The sequence below is a fragment of the Bacillus sp. FSL K6-2431 genome (genome assembly GCF_038005165.1).
GTDB classification, from domain to species: domain Bacteria; phylum Bacillota; class Bacilli; order Bacillales; family Bacillaceae; genus Bacillus; species Bacillus pumilus.
This window is the reverse complement of record NZ_JBBOSQ010000001.1, coordinates 3,130,150-3,149,868: the sequence shown is the minus strand read 5'-3', so window position 1 is coordinate 3,149,868 and position 19,719 is coordinate 3,130,150. Positions and strand designations below refer to the sequence as shown.

General features: G+C 42.7%; 20 protein-coding genes. 3 read left to right on the top strand and 17 right to left on the bottom strand.

The genetic code is table 11. The annotated features are described in order from the left end of the window. Positions 1-228: 228 nt before the first annotated feature. The 10 genes from MHH40_RS15930 to MHH40_RS15885 all read right to left on the bottom strand — a co-directional run bounded on the left by MHH40_RS15930 (position 229) and on the right by MHH40_RS15885 (position 10,560). Complete coding sequence (locus MHH40_RS15930) at positions 229-1,305, bottom strand: bifunctional 3-deoxy-7-phosphoheptulonate synthase/chorismate mutase (protein WP_003217626.1); 1,077 nt, start codon at positions 1,303-1,305, stop codon at positions 229-231. Positions 1,306-1,719: 414 nt separating this feature from the next. Further along, positions 1,720-2,043 (bottom strand): bacillithiol system redox-active protein YtxJ, encoded by a 324-nt coding sequence (gene ytxJ, locus MHH40_RS15925; protein WP_003217729.1) that lies wholly within the window; start codon positions 2,041-2,043, stop codon positions 1,720-1,722. 33 nt (positions 2,044-2,076) lie between these two features. Then, positions 2,077-2,547, bottom strand: coding sequence for a YtxH domain-containing protein (locus MHH40_RS15920; RefSeq protein ID WP_003217681.1), 471 nt, complete (start codon positions 2,545-2,547; stop codon positions 2,077-2,079). A 26-nt stretch (positions 2,548-2,573) separates the two neighbouring features. After that, the gene (locus tag MHH40_RS15915; protein WP_024424855.1) at positions 2,574-2,993 is read right to left on the bottom strand and encodes a DUF948 domain-containing protein; all 420 of its coding nucleotides are present in this window, start codon (positions 2,991-2,993) and stop codon (positions 2,574-2,576) included. Between the two features lie 225 nt (positions 2,994-3,218). Continuing rightward, the gene (gene murC, locus MHH40_RS15910; protein ID WP_003217748.1) at positions 3,219-4,517 is read right to left on the bottom strand and encodes a UDP-N-acetylmuramate--L-alanine ligase; all 1,299 of its coding nucleotides are present in this window, start codon (positions 4,515-4,517) and stop codon (positions 3,219-3,221) included. Positions 4,518-4,820: 303 nt separating this feature from the next. Beyond that, complete coding sequence (locus MHH40_RS15905; RefSeq protein WP_340901305.1) at positions 4,821-7,574, bottom strand: DNA translocase FtsK; 2,754 nt, start codon at positions 7,572-7,574, stop codon at positions 4,821-4,823. Between the two features lie 196 nt (positions 7,575-7,770). After that, a complete protein-coding gene (gene ytpR / locus MHH40_RS15900; RefSeq protein ID WP_340901304.1) occupies positions 7,771-8,376 on the bottom strand; it encodes a YtpR family tRNA-binding protein in 606 nt (201 codons plus the stop codon). A 16-nt stretch (positions 8,377-8,392) separates the two neighbouring features. Then, the gene (locus MHH40_RS15895; protein ID WP_335364917.1) at positions 8,393-9,205 is read right to left on the bottom strand and encodes a DUF1444 domain-containing protein; all 813 of its coding nucleotides are present in this window, start codon (positions 9,203-9,205) and stop codon (positions 8,393-8,395) included. Between the two features lie 19 nt (positions 9,206-9,224). Beyond that, positions 9,225-9,545: a thioredoxin family protein gene (locus MHH40_RS15890; RefSeq protein ID WP_003217665.1), complete on the bottom strand. Its 321-nt coding sequence runs from the start codon at positions 9,543-9,545 to the stop codon at positions 9,225-9,227. Next, entirely contained in the window at positions 9,532-10,560 is a 1,029-nt protein-coding gene (locus MHH40_RS15885) for a PTS transporter subunit IIC (RefSeq protein WP_050943550.1), read from the bottom strand. The genes MHH40_RS15890 and MHH40_RS15885 overlap by 14 nt, the downstream gene beginning before the upstream one ends. A gap of 200 nt (positions 10,561-10,760) precedes the next feature. Between MHH40_RS15885 and MHH40_RS15880 the strand changes: the two genes are divergently transcribed. Continuing rightward, positions 10,761-11,207 (top strand): YtoQ family protein, encoded by a 447-nt coding sequence (locus MHH40_RS15880; RefSeq protein ID WP_003217634.1) that lies wholly within the window; start codon positions 10,761-10,763, stop codon positions 11,205-11,207. A 41-nt stretch (positions 11,208-11,248) separates the two neighbouring features. Here MHH40_RS15880 and MHH40_RS15875 read toward each other — a convergent pair whose 3' ends face one another. Further along, complete coding sequence (locus MHH40_RS15875) at positions 11,249-12,322, bottom strand: M42 family metallopeptidase (protein ID WP_003217679.1); 1,074 nt, start codon at positions 12,320-12,322, stop codon at positions 11,249-11,251. Positions 12,323-12,521: 199 nt separating this feature from the next. On the opposite strand from MHH40_RS15875, the gene MHH40_RS15870 reads away from it, so the two are divergent. Then, positions 12,522-12,836, top strand: coding sequence for a PepSY domain-containing protein (locus MHH40_RS15870; protein WP_003217759.1), 315 nt, complete (start codon positions 12,522-12,524; stop codon positions 12,834-12,836). A 43-nt stretch (positions 12,837-12,879) separates the two neighbouring features. Here MHH40_RS15870 and MHH40_RS15865 read toward each other — a convergent pair whose 3' ends face one another. From MHH40_RS15865 to trmB, 3 genes are all read right to left on the bottom strand, one after another. Then, entirely contained in the window at positions 12,880-14,577 is a 1,698-nt protein-coding gene (locus MHH40_RS15865) for an NAD-dependent malic enzyme (protein WP_003217562.1), read from the bottom strand. Positions 14,578-14,650: 73 nt separating this feature from the next. After that, entirely contained in the window at positions 14,651-15,499 is an 849-nt protein-coding gene (locus MHH40_RS15860) for a YtnP family quorum-quenching lactonase (RefSeq protein ID WP_106033039.1), read from the bottom strand. Between the two features lie 115 nt (positions 15,500-15,614). Next, positions 15,615-16,256, bottom strand: a complete 642-nt coding sequence (trmB, locus tag MHH40_RS15855; RefSeq protein ID WP_050943547.1) for a tRNA (guanosine(46)-N7)-methyltransferase TrmB — start codon at positions 16,254-16,256, stop codon at positions 15,615-15,617. Between the two features lie 188 nt (positions 16,257-16,444). Here trmB and MHH40_RS15850 point away from each other — a divergent pair, with 188 nt between their 5' ends. Continuing rightward, entirely contained in the window at positions 16,445-16,720 is a 276-nt protein-coding gene (locus MHH40_RS15850; RefSeq protein ID WP_126740821.1) for a YtzH-like family protein, read from the top strand. Here MHH40_RS15850 and MHH40_RS15845 read toward each other — a convergent pair. From MHH40_RS15845 to MHH40_RS15835, 3 genes are all read right to left on the bottom strand, one after another. Next, complete coding sequence (locus MHH40_RS15845; protein WP_170966030.1) at positions 16,717-17,517, bottom strand: phosphotransferase family protein; 801 nt, start codon at positions 17,515-17,517, stop codon at positions 16,717-16,719. The genes MHH40_RS15850 and MHH40_RS15845 overlap by 4 nt on opposite strands. A gap of 285 nt (positions 17,518-17,802) precedes the next feature. After that, entirely contained in the window at positions 17,803-18,732 is a 930-nt protein-coding gene (locus tag MHH40_RS15840; protein WP_340901303.1) for a YegS/Rv2252/BmrU family lipid kinase, read from the bottom strand. Between the two features lie 48 nt (positions 18,733-18,780). Then, on the bottom strand, positions 18,781-19,716 hold the full coding sequence (locus tag MHH40_RS15835) for a hypothetical protein (protein WP_106033037.1): 936 nt from the start codon (positions 19,714-19,716) through the stop codon (positions 18,781-18,783). Between the last annotated feature and the right edge of the window lie 3 nt (positions 19,717-19,719).

The following is a 19,719-nucleotide window of genomic DNA, read 5'->3' as shown; positions in this document are numbered from 1 at the left end:
TTAATGAGCTTGTTACCTGTAAATTGAATCATATTTCATGAAAAGTCGTCGAGAACGTCAGCTATGACAATGATCTTAGCAGATTCTATTGAATTTTAAAAATGAAAACATTGTGAACAAGCACTTTTAAAGCTTGCAATGTGCTCTTTTCCTTTCATTCCCAATATCCATCATGTTTTATCCATAGAAAAACCGCCGGGCAGTCATCCGGCGGCTTTCTATCTATGATTACGCGTGAATGTTAACAAGTGGTCTTAACGCATCTAACCATTTTTCGAATTGAGGAATGTCCATTTGCTGCGCTGAGTCAGATAGAGCAACAGATGGATCTGGATGCACTTCTGCCATGACACCGTCTGCTCCAATCGCAAGAGCTGCTTTCGCTGTTGGAAGGAGAAGATCTCTACGTCCAGTTGAGTGCGTCACATCAACAAAGACTGGTAAATGTGTTTCTTGTTTCAAGATTGGCACAGCAGAAATATCTAGTGTATTTCTTGTCGCTGTTTCATATGTGCGGATACCGCGCTCGCAAAGGATGATTTGGTCATTTCCTTGGGCGATGATGTATTCAGCTGCATTGATGAATTCTGAAATAGTCGCTGCAAGACCACGTTTTAAAAGAACTGGTTTCTTCACAGATCCGGCTGCTTTTAATAGCTCGAAGTTTTGCATGTTCCGTGCACCAATTTGGATGACATCGATATGCTCAATCGCTTCTTCAATATGAGCAGGATTGACGATTTCACTAATGACAGCAAGACCGTATTCATCCGCTACACGCTTTAGAATTTTAAGACCGTCTACACCAAGTCCTTGGAAATCGTATGGACTTGTGCGAGGTTTAAATGCACCTCCGCGAAGTAGTTTTAGTCCTTGCTGTTTCGCTGCTGCCGCCACTTCTGCAACTTGCTCGTAGCTTTCAACAGCACATGGTCCAACGATGAAGCGCTGTTTCCCATCACCGATCGCTTCTCCATTGATGTTCACGATTGTATTTTCCGATTTTTTCTTACGAGAAACAAGAAGTGCTTTGCTGTGGTCATCTTCTTGAAGCTCTAGGCCTGCTTTGAAAATCTCTTTGAAAATATGCTGAATTGTTGAGTTTTCGAATGGTCCATCATTTGCTTCAAGAATTTGGTTCAGCATTGTGCGCTCTCTGACAGGATCATAACGGTTGACACCTTGCGCTTCTTTCGCCTTTCCAATTTCTTTTACAATGCTTCCTCTTTCATTGATCAGTTTTAAGATTTGAAGATTTAGTTCATCTGCCTGCTGTCTCAATTGTTCTAGTTCATTGTTGCTCATTTTTGTCATCCTTTCCTCTGCCTGTTCTCGCTTTTTTTTTTTCATTCTCTCATGATAGGGTTTATTATAAACAAAGATTTCGGAATTGTCACGAAAATTTTCTTTATTACCCAAACGCTTTTAAGCGATAAAGTATTATGTGTAAGATTATAGCATAGTTTTGATTGAAGTAAACCTTTTTTATAAAAAAAACGTCAGCAGTTGCTGACGTTCAGATTGTTGACAAAGGGCTAAAATGATCTTTATTTTAGCCCTTTGTCTTCTTTTCAGCGTGTTAGAAAACCTTTGCAGTCTAGGAAGGGCGAGCACAGGAGCGGAGCGAATTTGACATTCGTGAGCACCGGAGCACAGTCCTGACAAAGAATGCGAGGGTTTGTCTACACGCTGAAACGTCAGCAGTTGCTGACGTTTCTTTTACACATTATGTTCAAGCGCTTCTTTTGTAATGCTTGAGTGGGATGCATGCCATTTTACTTTTCCACCGCTAAAGACGAGTGCCTGGGGACTTTCGTGCTTTACCCCTGACTTTTCTGTCACATAGGATGAAAGCTCTCTTGTGTTTTGAATTTGCAAGAAATAAGTTGGCACGTCTTCATGTGCAGACGCAAATGCTTCAAACTCTTGAAAAGCCGCTTGACTGATCGGACATGTCAAACTGTGCTTAAAAAAGACAAAGGTCCCATCTTGATTCGTTAGTTGATCAAACTGTTCTTCTGTTTCAATGAGTTGTTTTGACATGATGTTCTCCTTCTTCACTCTGTGCAGTAAGAGTTAGCCTTTAGTCGATTGTTCTACTTTTTCTTTGACATCTTTAATGCCATCTTCAATTTCTGATTTCGCTTCTTGTGCTCGTACTTTGGCTTCATCCGCTACATCTGATGCTTCACTTGCTATGTCAGCTGCCGCATCTTCTGCTTCACTTTTCACATGATTAGCTTTTCCAGCTGCACGTTCTTTTATGTCTTTCACTTTGTCTAAAATTTGGTTTGACTGTTCTGCCACCATTTGAGACAATTCAGACGTTTTATCTTTCGCAATCGTCACATATTCAGTGCCTCTTTCTTTTGCATCTGTTGTGAGTCGATCTGTTTTTTCTTTTAAAACATTCGCTTGGGTGTTCAAATCATCGCGAAGCTCTTTCCCTGACTTCGGTGCTAAAAATAAAGCTGTTGTTGCACCCACAATTCCACCAATAAGTGTTCCGATCAAAAAGTCTTTGCTATTGATTCCGTCTTTGCTCATGATTATTCCTCCTATGCGAAAATGGTTTATTTTTGGTGTTTTCGTTGTTTCCATTTTTTATAAATTTCAAGTGCTGCGTTACTCCAGCTTACCACATCCGTGACTTTTTCTTGATTTCGTTCAACGGATGAAGAAACCGCACCAGCTGCCTGCTTTATGCTTGTATTAAATTGGTTGATCGAGCCGCCAATTCCCTGCACCGCATCCACAACTGTGTTGAGTTTTGCCGATTTGTCTTGAATATCTTCAGCAAGCTGATTCGTCTTATGTAGCAACTGTGCTGTCTCTGTGGTGATCCCCTGCATCTGACCTTCAAGACCTTCTAAAGTTGATGCGACATTCTTTAATGTCAGCTGTAAGGATTTTAATGTTTTGGACAAGTAGATGACAAGAATGAGGAAAGCAATTGCAATCAGTGCAACGCTTAGATATAGAATAATAATCATCTGATACCTCCTTTGCTGCGGGCATATTCAATTCATTACCCTCTCGTTGTATCATTCAAACATCGCGTAGAATGACCGATTGAATAATAATTCTACACTTATTCGCTGATTCCTGTCCACAGCGAACGAAAAAAAGCGGAAGATGTTGACACAATTAGCCGCTTTGTCACATTTTATTCAAAATAAAAAAAGTGCCGATCAAAACGGCACTTTTCGTTTAAGTATTTATACAGCGACTTTTTCATAAGCACGCAAATATTTTTGAATGTCTCCTGCTCCCATAAAGACCAGAATCCCATCTTTGTGCGCTTTCAGCACAGATGTATCTTCTTCTGCAATCAATTGGGCCTGCGGGATTTTTTCTCGTAAGTCTTCGATACTCAGCTTCCCGATGTTTTCACGGGCTGAACCGAAAATATCACATAGGTATACATAGTCCGCTTTTTTCAAACTGTCAGCAAATTCACTTAAGAATTGCTGTGTACGTGTGAAGGTATGCGGCTGGAAGACAGCGACAATCTCACGGTCTGGATACTTTTGGCGTGCTGCTTCAATTGTGACTTCAATCTCCGTTGGGTGATGGGCATAGTCGTCAATTAAAACCTGCTCACCGACTACTTTTTCATTAAAGCGGCGTTTGACTCCACCAAATGTCGTTAGTGCCCCTTTGATGAGCTCTACATCAATGGCTTCATAGTGACATAATGCAATCACAGCTAATGAATTAAGGACATTGTGATTTCCGTAGGCAGGAATGTAGAAGGTATCATAAAACGTATTACGTACAAATACATCAAATGTAGTGCCTTCCGTGTTCTTCACAACATTGCGTGCTTGGAAATCATTTTCTTCATTGAAACCGTAGTATACAACAGGTACCTTCGCTTGAATTTTAGGTAGATGCTCGTCATCACCGCAAGCGATAATGGCCTTTTTCACTTGTAGCGCCATGTTTTGAAATGCATCAAACACGTCGTCAATATCCGAGAAGTAATCAGGATGATCAAAATCAATATTGGTCATGATCGCATAGTCTGGATGATAGCTGAGGAAGTGTCTGCGGTATTCGCATGCTTCAAATACAAAATACTCGCTGTTTTCTTTCCCCATACCAGATCCATCACCGATTAAGTATGAAGTTGGTTTCGCTGATTGCATCACATGGGCAAGCAGTCCTGTTGTTGACGTTTTACCATGAGCACCAGTAATCGCAACGTTTGTGAATGTATCCATGTATTCTCCAAGGAATTTATGGTAACGAATGACAGGAATCCCTTCAGAAAGGGCGCGTTCAATCTCAGGGTGTGTATCAGGAAATGCATTACCTGCAATGACGGTCATCCCTGGCTGAATATTATCTGGGTCAAATGGAAGAATTTTAATATTTCGTTCTTCTAATGCTTTTTGTGTAAAGATATGTTTTTCGATATCCGATCCTTGGACAGTATACCCAGTATCATGAAGAATTTGGGCCAGTGGACTCATACCTGTCCCTTTTATTCCAACAAAATGATAAACAGTCATAATTGTACCTCCAACAAACGTCTATCTGACTTACAGTATATGACGCTCATTTCAATTTGCAACTTGTGATTTTCGCCTCTAGCGGCTCACAGATCGCAGCTCCAAATAAAGATTTTTTTCCGATCTTCCTATTCTAATCAAAATTAACTATGATTAGTATCCGACAACTTTCCTATTTCTAACACCTGCTTTCGCTCATTTTACATAAAAAAGCGTTCTGACAGGCATGCGAAAAGCGTCCAATTCCAAAATTGCACCTATGTGCTATCATACCATGTTTATGAAAAAAATGAAGTGGTTTGTTTAGATCAGCTGTTCTAAGTCACTCAGTGTCATGAGGACTTCCCTTGGCTTACTGCCTTTTGCACCAGAGATCATGCCCTCGCGTTCCATCATGTCGATCAATCTGGCTGCACGATTGTAGCCAATTCTAAATCTTCTCTGCAAACTCGATGTACTAGCGCTATTCTGCTCAATGGCAAAACGGCAGGCATCCATAAACAATTCGTCTTCATCTGTAATCGCAGAGCCTTGGAGCATTAATTCCTCCTGTTCGAAAAGGAACACCGGCTTACGCTGTTTTCTAACATGTGCCACCACTTGATCGATCTCGCGGTCTGATACAAAGTTCCCTTGCAGCCTCGTCGGCTTGCCGGAGCCATTTTCTAAGAAGAGCATGTCTCCTTTTCCGAGAAGCTTTTCTGCACCTGCCATGTCGATGATCGTTCTAGAATCTACCTGACTTGAGACAGAGAATGCAATTCTTGTTGGAATATTGGCTTTAATCAGACCTGTGATGACATCAACAGAAGGTCTTTGTGTGGCAATCAATAAGTGAATGCCGCATGCTCTTGCTTTTTGCGCGATTCGGCAAATGCTTTCTTCGACTTCATTTGGTGCGACCATCATTAAATCAGCAAGCTCATCGATCACCACGACAAGATAAGGTAGTTTTTCACCCATTTGTTTTTCTTTGACAAGCTCATTGAATCGTTTGATTTCTCTCACACCAGAGTGCGCAAACAGCTCGTAGCGTCTTTCCATTTCATCCACTACCCATTTCAGAGCAGCTGTCGCTGTCTTCGCATCGGTAATAACAGGACTCACGAGATGCGGAATATGATTATACGGCGCTAATTCGACCATTTTAGGGTCGATTAACAGCATTTTCACTTCATCTGGTGATGCTTTAAACATTAAGCTCACTAAAATGGTATTGATGCAGACACTTTTTCCTGAACCTGTTGCTCCAGCAATTAAGCCATGCGGCATTTTTTGCAAATCAACGACAACAGGTTGTCCTGAGATATCTAATCCGAGTGCTGCTGTTAAAGGAGATGGATTGTCTCTAAACGCACTGCTTCTGATCATCTCTCGTAAGAAAACCATTTTACTGTGAAGGTTCGGCACTTCGATCCCGATCGTGTTCTTTCCTGGTATCGGTGCTTCAATTCGAATATCCTTTGCGGACAAACTAAGTTTAATATCATCTGACAGGTTCGTGATTTTGTTCACTTTGACCCCTGGTTCTGGATGTACTTCAAACCTTGTCACAGAAGGACCTTGCGTGACATGAACCACACTTGCTCTGACATTGAAATTTTTCAGCGTGGCATTGAGTAGCTCTGCTCGCTCTTTCACCCATGTCCCGTCCTCTTCTTTTTGAGCTGGAGGTACGTCTAAAAGGGCGAGGCTTGGAAACACATATCCTTGGGCATCTGCTGCTTTCTTTTGTCCTTGCACGCGCTGATCACTTTTTAACATCATGACGTTAAAAGGAACCGTTGAGGTTTGTCCACTTGCACGTTGTGGCTGAGGAGATGCCTGTTTCGGTTTTTCTTCGATCACTTCATGCACTTGTTCTTGCTTTTCTTGCTGCTCTATGACAGGTTCTACTCGTTCAGTAGCGGTCTGTTCGTCTGTTACTTGTTCTATTGGCATCACTTGATCTTCTACTATTTCCGCTTCTTCTATCAATTGCTCTTCTTGCAGATCATGCTCGGCAACTGGCTCTGTTTCTTCCAATGCTGCCGCCGCTGGCTCTTCTTGATGGTCTTCTAAGGAATCAGCTTCTATTTCCTCGACTGGTTCTGCTGAGATGACGTCTAGTACCTCTACTTCTTCTGCCGGCATGTCTACTTCCATTTCAATTGCGGAATGCGTGTCTTCCGCTGTTTCGAATGTCAACGGTTCTATTTCTATTTCCTGAGTATGATCTACAAGCTGTTCTACCGGCTCGTCCTGTATTTCTTCGTTTTCACTGGAAACATCCTGTACAGGCTCAGACTCTACCGGCGGCTTGTGATATACTTCGGCTTGCTGATGATGTAAGTCAGCTTCAATATGGTCTTGAGGCTCAGAAAAGGCTGGCTCTTTTTCCTCTGTTTGAATGAAAGGCTCGTCATTTAAACGCTCCATCGTCGATTGAACGTGATCGTGATAAGCGAGCTCCTCTTGCAAAGTAAGCGGGGTCACGTCTGTTTGCATGTCCACTCTTTCTTCTGCTGGCGCTGAAACTGTTTCTTCCATACGATTTTCTTTCCGTATTGATGGAATGTTCATTTGCTGTCTGACATTTCGTTCACGCTCTGCCTCTTCTGATAACAGGGTGACGCGCTGCGCTGTTTCTGCTGCTTTCATTTGAACAGAAGATGATTCTTCTTTCGACTCTGTTCGTTTCGGACGCATGTCCTGATGATAGCCATAGATCGGTGATGGAATTTGCTCTGGTTTGAATGGCTTTTTATGAATGTCAGGCTGAACCGTTTGTTTTGACTCATAGGTCTTCTGCTTAGCCTTTGGCTGGCCTTGCTTCGAGCGTCTTCTTTCCTGCTTTACTCCGTCACGCTGAGGTTCATCTGGAACGAGCGGAAAGCGGAAGTTGCCTGTCGGATATTCATAATAGACTTTTGTATCTTCAATTTTTTTATATTCTTTATGCTGTTCAAAAACTGGCTGCTTTGGTGCAACTGGACCTTCCTCAGGTCTCACAGCTTTTTCTTCTTTCTTTTCTTCTCCTAAAAATACACTAAAAAATTTATCTAACCAACTCATCATTTATCACTCACTTTAACTCCCCTTACGTTTTCTTGGGCGATTTTTAGTATACCATTGCTTTTTCATGCAGAAAAGCGAGAAAAGTGCCGCTCTTTGCTATTTGTGCTGTCTGTAGATGAAAAAAAGTCACTAAGTACGTACTTAGTGACTTTTGGTATAACACAATCTTCGCTCTGATGTGCCCGTTTATGGGAGGTTATGCTTGAAAGGCTTTGCCAGCTTGATGGCTTCCTTCTAGAACAAGAATCCCTTTTTCAGCAGGCGCGTCTGGAAGATCTAGTTCTTTTGCTGAACAAATCATTCCGCTTGATGGAACACCTCTTAGCTCAGCATCTTTGATGATTAAACCGCTTGGCATCACTGCCCCAACCTTCGCAACCACGACATATTGCCCTTGATCAACGTTTGGTGCACCGCACACGATTTGTAATGTTTCATCGCCAACATCCACTTGGCAAATGTTTAATTTATCTGCATTCGGATGCTTTTCTTTTTCCTTTACATAACCGACAACAAATTTTGGTGATAGATCGACAGTCAACGTTTCACTGACACCGTTGCGGTTTAAAATTTCGTTGATATCTTGAACAAGTGTTTCAGAAAGTGGTACAGATCCGTTTTCTTCAATTTTCATGTAAGTGGATGCGTTGAAGATATTAAAGCCTGTTGTTTCTTTTGTTTCTTGATTGAAGATTCTTACGACATCTCCAAACGTCTCATGACCTACTTCTTCTCTCGTCACATCTTTCAATGAAATAAGGAGTGTGTCGCCTACACCTTCTGCATTATAAAAAACGTTCATTCTTCAAAATTCCCTTCTACTGCTGTTTTGGTCTGCTTTTAGCAAGAATAAAGATCGGTTCAAGCCTGCCTTCATCATATAAAAATGACAATGCGGTAATCGGAACCGTGCCGCTGGCGAAGAAGCTCATCGACATCTGTCCTAAAATATCATAGCCTGATTCATTGCGAACATCTGCAATGATGAATACATCTTGATGGGGGACAGAGATGGCCATCTGTCCTTCTATTTTTTGAGCGTATTCTTGTAAAATCGATTCATTTAAAAGTCTGCTGGCATCATATCCGTCATTCGCACGGAAGAAATAAAACCGGTTGCCTGCCACTTCATCCATTTTCACTACAGTTTCAAGTGAGCGGACATTGAAGCTTGCAGTTTCCCTGATTCGTTCTTTTGTCCAGTTTTCCTTTTGAAGCATCTTTTCATCAATTAATCTGTAGGTGCTTCCAAGGTCAAGTGCATAGTAGATTCTCGTTTCAGCTGTATGCTCATCAAAAACAAGCGGAATCTCGTCACTTGATGTCTCAGGAAAGGAAGTGGATCGAATGACCGGATAAATTTGCTTTTCTTTTCCTGAGATGTGCTGCGCTTCGCCTTTCATAGCACTTAGCGCCTCTTTCACATAATAAACGATCTCATCCAATGTTTCATCAGGCTTTACTTCCCACTTTGCAATGATTGGCGGGAGCTCTAGTGTGATCCCTTTGCCTGTTTGTTTATCTTCAATACGAAGCGTATCTTTTTCTCGGTCAAACTGGTGTGACCAGCTGTCATTTGTCAGACGGCTTTTGAGTTCGTTCGCAAGCTGTCTTGATGTCATTTTTGCCATGATTTAGACTCTCCTTTCATTATTTAGAAAGAGAATCTGTTAAAAATGCTTCAATCTCTTCCTTCGTTTTACGATCCTTGCTGACAAAGCGGTTAATCTCTTGCCCATTTTTAAATACTAAAAAGCTTGGAATGCCGTAAATTTCCCACTCTGCGCAAGTGTCAATAAATTGATCTCTATCCACATAGAAGTACTCAAATTCTGGGTAGTTTGCTTCAAGCTCTGGCAAGAATGGTTCGATAAAGGTGCAGTCCGGGCACCAGTCCGCTGAAAATAGCAATACTGTTAAGTCTTCTTGAATTACTTTTTGTAATTCTTCGTTAGATTCAATTTTTTTCATGTTTCATTCCTCCAGTTTGTATGGTTAAATCTCCGAATTGTATATAGCCTTTCTTTCTCATCCATTCTGATACTACCAAACTAATCACTGCCGGGCCAACGATATGCAAAAGAGCAATCGCCAGAAAAACGGATGGATGAAATCCCATAACGGTCAGTGTCATGAGCTGTCCAACAAGGCCACTCGTTCCCATTCCTGCCCCTGCCGCATTATTGACCATCCCAAAGCCAATAATACCAATTGGCGCGAGAATGAGGCCCGCTATCGTCGGCGGAATAAGGATAAGGGGATTTTTCACAATGTTCGGCAGCTGCAATTTTGACGTGCCAATACCGACAGCGGCAAGTCCGCCAAAACGATTTTCTCTAAAGCCTGCAGCGGCAAAACCGACCATTTGAGCGCAGCAGCCAATCGTTGCAGCACCAGCAGCTGTTCCGCTTAAGTCAAGCATGAGCGCAAGCGCAGCACTTGAAATCGGTGAGCTGAGAGCAAGTCCAACAATGGTTGCTACTAGCATGCCCATGATGAGCGGACTTTGGTCAGTCCCCCACATAATGAGCCTGCCAAGCCCTGTCATCATGGCTTCAATCCCAGGACCGATCAAAGCGGCGGTGGCAAAACCAGTGATGATAGTAACAAGCGGTGTCAAAATGATATCAATTTTTGTCTCACCACTGACCAGTTTGCCGAGTTCTACACCAATTAATGCTGCGACAAAGCTTCCAGCAGGTCCACCAAGCTCTGCTCCTGCAGCGCCTGAGACAACACTTGCAAAAATGATCAATGGAGATGCCTGTAACCGGTATGCAACGGCTACGCCAATCGCTGGTCCCATGAGCCCCATGGCGAGTGTTCCCATTTTGATGATGAGCGGAAGTGATAACAGACCGCCTGCTGTTTTTAAAATCAGACCTACTACTAATGTAGCAAATAGACCTAAAGCCATATAAGAGAGTGCATCAATGAAGTACACTTTTGGCGAAAGGGAGATTCCCTTTCTTTTCAAATAAGTCATCAACGTCGTCTTCCTGCTTTCTCATAGGAAAGACGAAGAGGCCTGTCCTTCCCATTATATGTAGTATTCTTACGATGAAAAATAATCTCTACCATGAATATCATAATCATATTTTTTTTGCTTTATCAAGCACTTCTTGTGTAACATGAAAAGAAACAGGGCAAACCTTTACTAAGTTTGTACAAAAGGAGGAGATCGTTATGCAATTAACCGTCTATTTAGCAGGAGAAATTCATAGCCAGTGGCGCGATGAAATCAAGGAGAAAAGCCAATCGTTGAAACTGCCAGTGACATTTGTTGGTCCAATGGAGAATCATGACCGCTCCGATCACATTGGTGAGGACATTTTAGGTGAGCAGCCGAATGCCATATTCAAAGATGATGCCGCTTCTGATTTGAACAATTTTCGTACTGAGATCCTATTAAACAAGGCAGACGTCGTCATTGCCCGCTTTGGTGAGAAATATAAACAGTGGAACACGGCGATGGATGCATCTGCTGCCATCGCTAAAGGGAAACCTCTCATTTTGATCCGCCCAAAAGAACTGCACCATCCGTTAAAGGAGCTATCAAACAAAGCGAATATCACTGTGGAAACCGTGAACCAAGCGATCAAAGCGTTATCTTACGTGTTTGAACAGCAATAAAAAAAGGCTGCTCTCTTGAAAGAGGCAGCCTTTTGATTACTTTACACCTGTTGATATATAGAATCCACTGTACTTTGATCACAGTTTTTCACAAGACGGACGATTAATTCTTTTGCCGCTGCATAGTCATCCACATGCAATACTGAATGACTTGTGTGAATGTAGCGAGCACACACTCCAATGACAGCAGAAGGCACGCCTTGGTTTGAAATATGCACACGTCCAGCGTCCGTACCACCTGGTGATACGAAGTATTGGTATGGAATACTGTTTGACTCAGCTGTATCGAGCACAAAATCTCTCATGCCGCGGTGCGTAATCATGGTTCGATCAAAAATACGCAGAAGTGCACCTTTTCCTAGCTGGCCGAATTGGGTTTTGTCACCTGTCACATCGTTTGCAGGGCTTGCATCTAAAGCAAAGAACAGATCTGGCTGAATCATATTCGCAGCTACTTCTGCCCCTCTAAGACCTACTTCTTCCTGAACCGTTGCACCAGAATACAGATGACATGAAAGTGGTTCGTCTTTTATTTCTTTTAATAATTCAATCGCAAGTCCGCAGCCATAGCGGTTATCCCAAGCCTTCGCTAAAATCTTCTTAGGATTCGCCATAGGAGTAAAGACTGTTGCAGGCACGATTTGCTGTCCTGGACGAATGCCAAGTTCTTTTGCCTCTTCTTCACTGTCTGCCCCAATATCAATGAGCATGTCTGATGGTTTCACAGGTTTGCTTTTTTGTTCTGGTGTTAGAAGATGAGGTGGTGTACTAGAGACGACACCAGGAATTGGCCCGTGATCGGTATGAACATCGACACGCTGCGCCAGCATGACTTGACTCCACCAGCCGCCGAGTGTTTGGAAGCGGATCATCCCGTTTTTCGTAATGGATGAAACCATGAATCCCACTTCATCCATATGACCAGCCACCATGATTTTAGGTGCGTTCTCTGGCCCCTTGCGTACCCCAAACACACCGCCAAGACGATCCTGAATGAGTTCGTCAGAATATTTCTCAAGTTCCTTTTTCATAAAAGCACGCACATGGTGCTCATTACCTGGGGTACCTTGTAATTCTGTTAAATTTCGGAAAAGCGACAATGTTTCTTCATTCATTCTACGATTTACCTCGTTTCTATGTAATGACCATATATATTCCTATAAAAATAACACTCACTTTATACTATAAGAATTCTTTCGGTTTTCCAAGTATCTCTCCAGAAATTTTGAATATGCTTTCAACTATTCGGATTCCTTAACATCAATGGACAAGTTTTGTATAATGGAAAAAACAGCAATACGGAGGTGCAGCACGTTGAAGTTAAAACATGTTCTGATTGGTGCGAGTATTGGCGTAGCCGCTGCAATTGTTGCAAAGAAAGTATTTTTCCCTACGTATATCTCGTCTGAAAAAGCATTAAAAATTGTGAAATCCGCTTTTAAACAGCGCGGCCCGATTGATGGCTCTTGGATTTATACTGTACCAGAACCGTATACCGTAAATGGTGAAACGATTGATGTGTACAAATCTGGCATTACTCGCTCAGCCTTTGGCGAGCTTGAACAGTACGAAGTCATGATTGATGCCAAAACAGGCATGATTGTGGATGTCATTGATTCTGTGGCTTGATAAAGAAAGCTTCGCAAAGTTGTGTCCTTGCGAAGCTTCTTTTTTATATGGCTTTGATTTTTTTGTACACAGGATGCCACATAGCGTCCTGTACAGCCTGAATAAGGTCATCAGGCGTTTCCTCTGCAATTCCTTCATCGATCGCTGCTTGCGCCACACGAACAGCTACTGTTGCTGAAACGGTTCGAAGCTGATCGACACTTGGCAGCATCGCTGCACCCGGCTTTCCGACATTGACCATGCTGGCAATCGCTTCAGCACTCGCAACAAACATGCTGTCTGTCATGAGGCGTGCTTTAGACACAATCGTTCCAAGGCCAAGCCCTGGAAACACAAGAGCATTATTTGCTTGCCCAATTTCATATGTGACGCCGCCATATTCGACAGGATCAAATGGGCTTCCTGTTGTCACGAGGGCGCGTCCTTCTGTCCACTCAATGAGATCTTCAGGCTTTGCTTCTGAAAGAGGTGTCGGGTTCGACATCGGTAAAATGGCTGGGCGCTCCACGTGTGACGCCATTTCTTTCACAATTTCCTCTGTAAATGCTCCTCCTACTGTCGAGGTGCCAATTAAGATGGTTGGTTTAGCCTGTTTGACGACCTCTAATAAATCAATGGAATGCTTAGGACCATTACGGGCATAATCCTTTACTTCGTCAGAACGTCTTGCATATGGCTTTTGAAATGGCTGAATGTCAGGCGAATCATCTGTAAGTAAACCTGTTTTATCAATACACCAGAAATGATCATATGATTCCTCTTCTTTGACTCCGTCTCTGACAATCGCATCACGGATCTGCTCCGCTATGCCAATCCCTGCCGTACCCGCTCCGAAAATGACGATTCGGTGATCTTTCAGCGGAACCTTCGAAGCTTTTGCACATGCCATAACCGCAGCAAGTGAAACAGCTCCAGTCCCTTGAATGTCATCATTAAATGTACAAATCCGTTCCTTATATTTTTCCAATATGGCTCGTGCATTTTTTGTCCCAAAGTCTTCCCAGTGAAGGAGGGCATTTGGAAAGGTTGCGCGGGCAAGCTCTACATATTGATCGATAAACTGATCATAACGCTCGCCTCGAACGCGAGAATGCTGATTTCCAACATAAAGCGGATCATTCAAGAGACTTTCTTGGTTCGTCCCTGCATCAAGTACTACGGCCAGCACGCGGCTAGGATCAATGCCTGCTGCGGCTGTATAAACAGCAAGTTTCCCGACTGAAATGGCAATACCGCCAACACCCCAGTCTCCAATACCTAAAATACCTTCTGCATCTGTCGCAACGATTAAGTCAATGGATTCATCCACACCGTAAGAGGCAAAGATCTCTTCCATGCCTTCCAAGTCATCAATTGATAAATAAAGCCCCCTTGGCTTTCGATACTCGTGGCTATAACGCTGAATGGCTGTTCCAACCGTCGGTGTATAGACAATCGGCAGCATCTCTGCCAAGTGCTCATTTAGTAATTTGTAAAAAAGCACTTCGTTTCTGTCATGAAGTGATGTTAAATACACATTTTTCCCCAGTTCATCTGGCTGTGCCTTGAACTGCTCATATGCACGCTTTGCCTGATCCTCTAATGTTAAAACCTTAGGTGGTAGAAAGCCCTTTAAACCAAGCTCTTCCCGCTCTTCCTTCGTAAATGCAACCCCTTTGTTTAAATAAGGGACGGACATGACTTCCATCCCTCTTAATGGTGTTTCAATGACATCACCATGTACACGATAAAATTGGTTCACCTGCACTCTTCCTTTCACAAGTTCATTTTGTCGTTATTTTGTGTGAAAGGCGAAAAAACATGCAGATGATCTTTTATTTTCCTGTTTCTCTTTTGACTTCATGTGTGATTTGCCCATCTTCATCCCACTTAACAGCGCGGTAAATCGCATCATGATAAAACAAGTACCACGCATTTTTTTCTTCTGCAAATGCCTGCCATTTTTGCTTAGCTGGAATTGAGGTCATTGGGTAATCATCATATGCCAAGACCCATAATGGATTTTTATGAGCGTGCGTTGGCATAATGTCAGCTAAATGAATTGCTGTTTCGCCCTGACTTGTGAGCGTTAAGATGCTATGGCCATTGCTATGACCGCCTGTATGATGCAGCTCAATGCCTTCTATTACTTCGATGCTTTCTTCAAATGGCACCACTTGATCTGCTATAGGCTCCCAGTTTTCTTTCCAATATGTATTTCTTGAGCGGATGTTAGGCGCCCTCATTTCATCCCATTCGATTTTGGATGTGATGATTTTTGCTTGCGGAAAAACAGACACGAGTTTTTCTCCTTCGAGTTTTGTTAATCCGCTTGCATGATCAAAGTGAAGATGCGTCATTAAGACGTAATCAATATCTGCTGTTTGCAGGCCGAGTGCCGCGAGTGACTTTTCCAATTTTGTCTCTTCTGTTACGCCGTAATTGCGTTTTTGTTTATCCGTCAGCTTCCCTGATCCGATGCCAGAATCCACTAAAAAATGGAGACCATTCCACCGTATGAGGATTGGGTCACACCGCAGTTCAATTTGATTGCGATCGTTCACCGGGTATTTTTTTGACCATAACGGCTTTGGCACCACACCAAACATCGCACCTCCGTCCATGTGTGTATCTCCCCCGTTTAACCAGAACAGTTCCATGTCACCTATGTTCATTGTCTCCATTGCTGTCATCCCTCCTTTTTCTATCGTAGCAAATACAGCTGAAAATCGCATGCATCAATCTTTTCATGAAAAAAGCTGACTGCAATTCTTTTTGCAGCCAGCTTGATGTCACTTGTTATTCTGAAAATTTCACTTCTGATCGATAGATAGGTTGTCCCATAGACGAGAATTTCTCTTCGTATTCCGTCATCACATTTCCTTCTAGTCCGTCCTTATGTAAATCTAAGCTTACATACGTTAAAAGAAGGCCATATGCAGAAAAGCTCTTTAAGGAATATTCAAATAACCCGCGGTTATCTGTTTTGAAATGCAATTCACCGCCTGGACGGAGAATATGTTCATATCGCTCTAAAAAGGCCTTAAACGTCAATCTGCGCTTTTCATGTCTTGCTTTTGGCCACGGATCAGAGAAATTCAAATACACTCGGTCAATCTCATTTTCCGCAAACACATCTGTCAGCGTTTCCGCATTAATGTTCAAGAGCTTTACATTTTCAACATCTGTCTCTTTGATTTTATCTACTGCTGTCACAATGACACTTTTAAATAATTCAATGCCAATATAGTTGGTATCAGGATGAAGCTTGCCCATTCCAGCGATAAAGCTTCCTTTTCCTGTGCCAACTTCAATATGGATTGGATGATCATTTCCAAACAGCTCATGCCATTTCCCTTTATATTGCTCGGGGTTAGCTAAGGCAATATGAGCATTTTCAGCTAAGTAATCATCAGCCCATGGTTTATGTCGCATTCTCAATTTGATACACCTCTATTTTCTTTACATTTTATCAAGATACCATGAAACATAAAGACCCGCAAGACAGCATCTTTATGCGCATATGAAAAAGACCAGCCCTTCGCTTGAGCTGGTCTGCCGCATGTATAAATTGGACGCTGAATGCACAGTTTAACCACATAAATGACACGCAGAAAAGGAGCATACGTATGGGATTAAACCGTCAACATCAGCTTCAATTAATCAAAGATATTTTAACCGATCACCAGTTGGATTGCTGCGGGACTGTTGCAGAATATGAACAGGTGGGACGCGTGATTCAATTCATGCTGGCAAAAGAAGACCTTGATGCCGACATTCGTCAATTATTAACTGATATTTATGATTACAGCCAAAAGGGCACTTCTGTCAGTTCAATCGATGCACATATTGAGGCGCATCAATCGCATTTGTCAGAGTGGGTCGAGAATATTCCTCTGTCTTAATGAATATTTAACCGCTGTAAGAGTGCGCACAGCTCCGCTTGCACTTCTTGCTGCGCTTTTTCATTCCCTTTTCTTTTATGCCACACGACAAACGATACGGTTTCAGCGAGGACGTACCAAGCCATGCGTTTTCGCAAATTGTCTGTCAGCGGGGCACCGTACATTGAGAGCCAGCTTTCCCAGTTCTCTTCTTCAACATAATGGTATAAAAGTGGTCCAAGATCAATGGCTGGGTCAGCAATCATCGCCCCATCCCAATCGATCAAGTAAAGCTGGTTTTCATCTGTCAGCAGCCAATTATTATGATTCAGGTCACAATGACACACGACCTTGTCTTCAAATTGAACTGCCTCCACATGCTTCTCTAAGTACTGGATAGCACGTGTGACGTCGCGCGAATCAATTTGCTCTTTAAATATGGACTGTTTTAAATGCTTCAGAATGGATGCTGGGTCTAGAGAGTGCTTCTCTAATCGTTTCAGCATATCAAGCAATTCTTTCGATGTATGAATTTTTCTTAGCTGCTCTGCTACAGGACGGTCATTCATGTCCTTTGGCTTCAGCTCTCTGCCGCTCAGCCAGTGCTGCGCAGTGATGACATCCCCATTTTCCATCCGTTTTGTCCAGACAAGCTTCGGCACAATGCCTTCAGCTGACAAAACCGCAAGAAACGGTGACGTATTGCGTTTTAAAAATAGCTTTTGGTCATTGTGTGTTGCGAAGTACGCATCTCCCGTAGCGCCTCCAGCAGGAGAGATGTGCCATTCGCTACCTAATATTTGTCCCAACCAGTTCATATCAATTTTCAACCCATCATTTCTTAAAATATTTTAAATCGTGCTTTTTTAGTCGACAAAATTCAGCCGATTGAAGGTCAATAGGCTGTTTCTTTTTTTATTTATATGATCATAAAAACAAAAAGGACAGCTATTGAGAATGAGATGCTAAACAATAGCCGTCCTATAGATTTTATCGTTACCTTCTTATACTCGTCAAGCAAAACTAGAAAATCAGGACAAGAACCTTATGAAAAGAAAGGCTTTTTTCATGGTTCTTTGACTAAGACATTCACGATAAGTGATTTAAGCACGTAATTTTAAGGAGTACTCACTCGCCTTCACAAAAACAGGCGTCGCGCCGATCACTTCTCCATCTGCATGAAATAAGATTTTTCCATCTGCCTCCAAGTACGCTTCTTCGTGCTGAAACAGGGTAACGCCCTTCATTCCAAGGTGCTTGCGAAACACCATCGCACTTAGAAACAAGAGCACTTTAAATGGATTCAAACCTGTGACAACGAGTGTTTGAAAGCCTGGCTGCCTTGCGCTTACTTCTGGCGCTGCTTCCAGCCCACCTCCGTAATAGGGGTGATTACAAACAATCACAAACCACACTTGGCGAAAGACCTTCTTCTCGTTTTCAATAAACAGTGCAAGGTCGAACGGCTTAAAGGACCATAAAGAATGGAGAAATGACAGCGGGTAGATGATAAACCCAAGCCCCAGTCGTTTCAGCCACTTTTTTCCTCTGAAATGCACTGTTTTCCTTAGCACATGCGCATCAAACCCAGCACCGATATGATTGAGAAAGAGAACGGATTGTGCGCTTTCTGCGTGATCTTGAAAGGAGCCGAGCGAAAATGTTTTGGTGAGCATTCTTTTTTGCTTTCTCACTTCTTTTAGGACATCTTGACGATGGATGCCAAGGCCCTTCGCCGCATCATTCCAATGACCGGCGGGGACAAAGCTTAGCTGCACATGATCCATTTCCTTTAAGCCATTTAGGACTTCATGAATGGTTCCGTCACCGCCAATGACAATCAGGCGCTTTAGCCTGTCATCTTGCATGGCGCTAATTTGTCTTGCCAATACTTCTGCATGACCTTCATGCTGGGTGAGAAACGATCGATATGAGATCTCCATCCTTTGTAGTTCTTTCTCTATGCTCCTCCATGTACGAAGTCCTTTTCCATGTCCTGCTGCTGGATTAACGATAAAGTACCATTCATTCATATATTAGCTCCACTCAGGTCTCATTTTTCGTGACCTTCCATTATGCCTTTAATCGAGCCATTCCTGCCTTCTTTTGCTGTCTGATTCACCATAAGCAAGCAATGCTTTTGTCGCCTTAAATTGCTGATGCTTTGTCGGCGCAGTATTTTTCCGCTGCTTTTCAAACCAATCTTCCGCCTTCTTCTTATCGACAACCTCCATCCCGTATGGAACTTCCGGTAAGTCAATATACGAGGTACGGCTGATCAGGATTTTTTTCACAGGAAGATGGACACCGCTTTGCTGTAAGATCTTTGACACGACGGTGCCAGAGCGTAGAAGGCTTGCGCAAGGATTCAAAACGGACTGAACCGCTTTCCCATTCGCCCGCTTTTCCCAAAAACGTTCCTTCGTTCCGATATATACGCTGTCAGGCTCTGCCTCTAAGAAGGATAAACAAATCACTTCCAGCGGCGTAATGAGGACTGGACATAATTCCATCTCTGCTTTTTGAATGAGCAGCACCGGTTTGTACATCACAAAATATGAATCCGGAAGCTGCCTAGCAAGCATGCGCAGCTTTTCGTCATACCGAATGTGATGGGAAACGGTCGAAATGTTGGAAATCGTCGAGCTCGCCCATTTTAATTGAACATCATATAGATGATCCTTAAAAAAATGAATGAGCTTCGTTTCATCTGTAGGAACGTTTGTAAAGACACCTTGCTCTATATCTGTCGGCTCGTTAAAAAGACTCAGGTCCCGTTCCTTCTTCATATCGGCTTCTTTTTGCTTTCTCTTTAAGGAGAATTTCTTTCTCTTTTCCTCCTCTTGTTCAGGCGCTTGTTCAGAGATTTGGTCAAATGAATGCTGCGTCTTCTCTTTTGAAGCTTTTTTTAACTCGTCCCACCTTTGCTTTTTCAATCGAATGAATTGATTGATGTAGTGATGCGGGTCTTGTTCATATCGTGATATATAATCTTGAATTTTGATAATTTGCGCCATCTG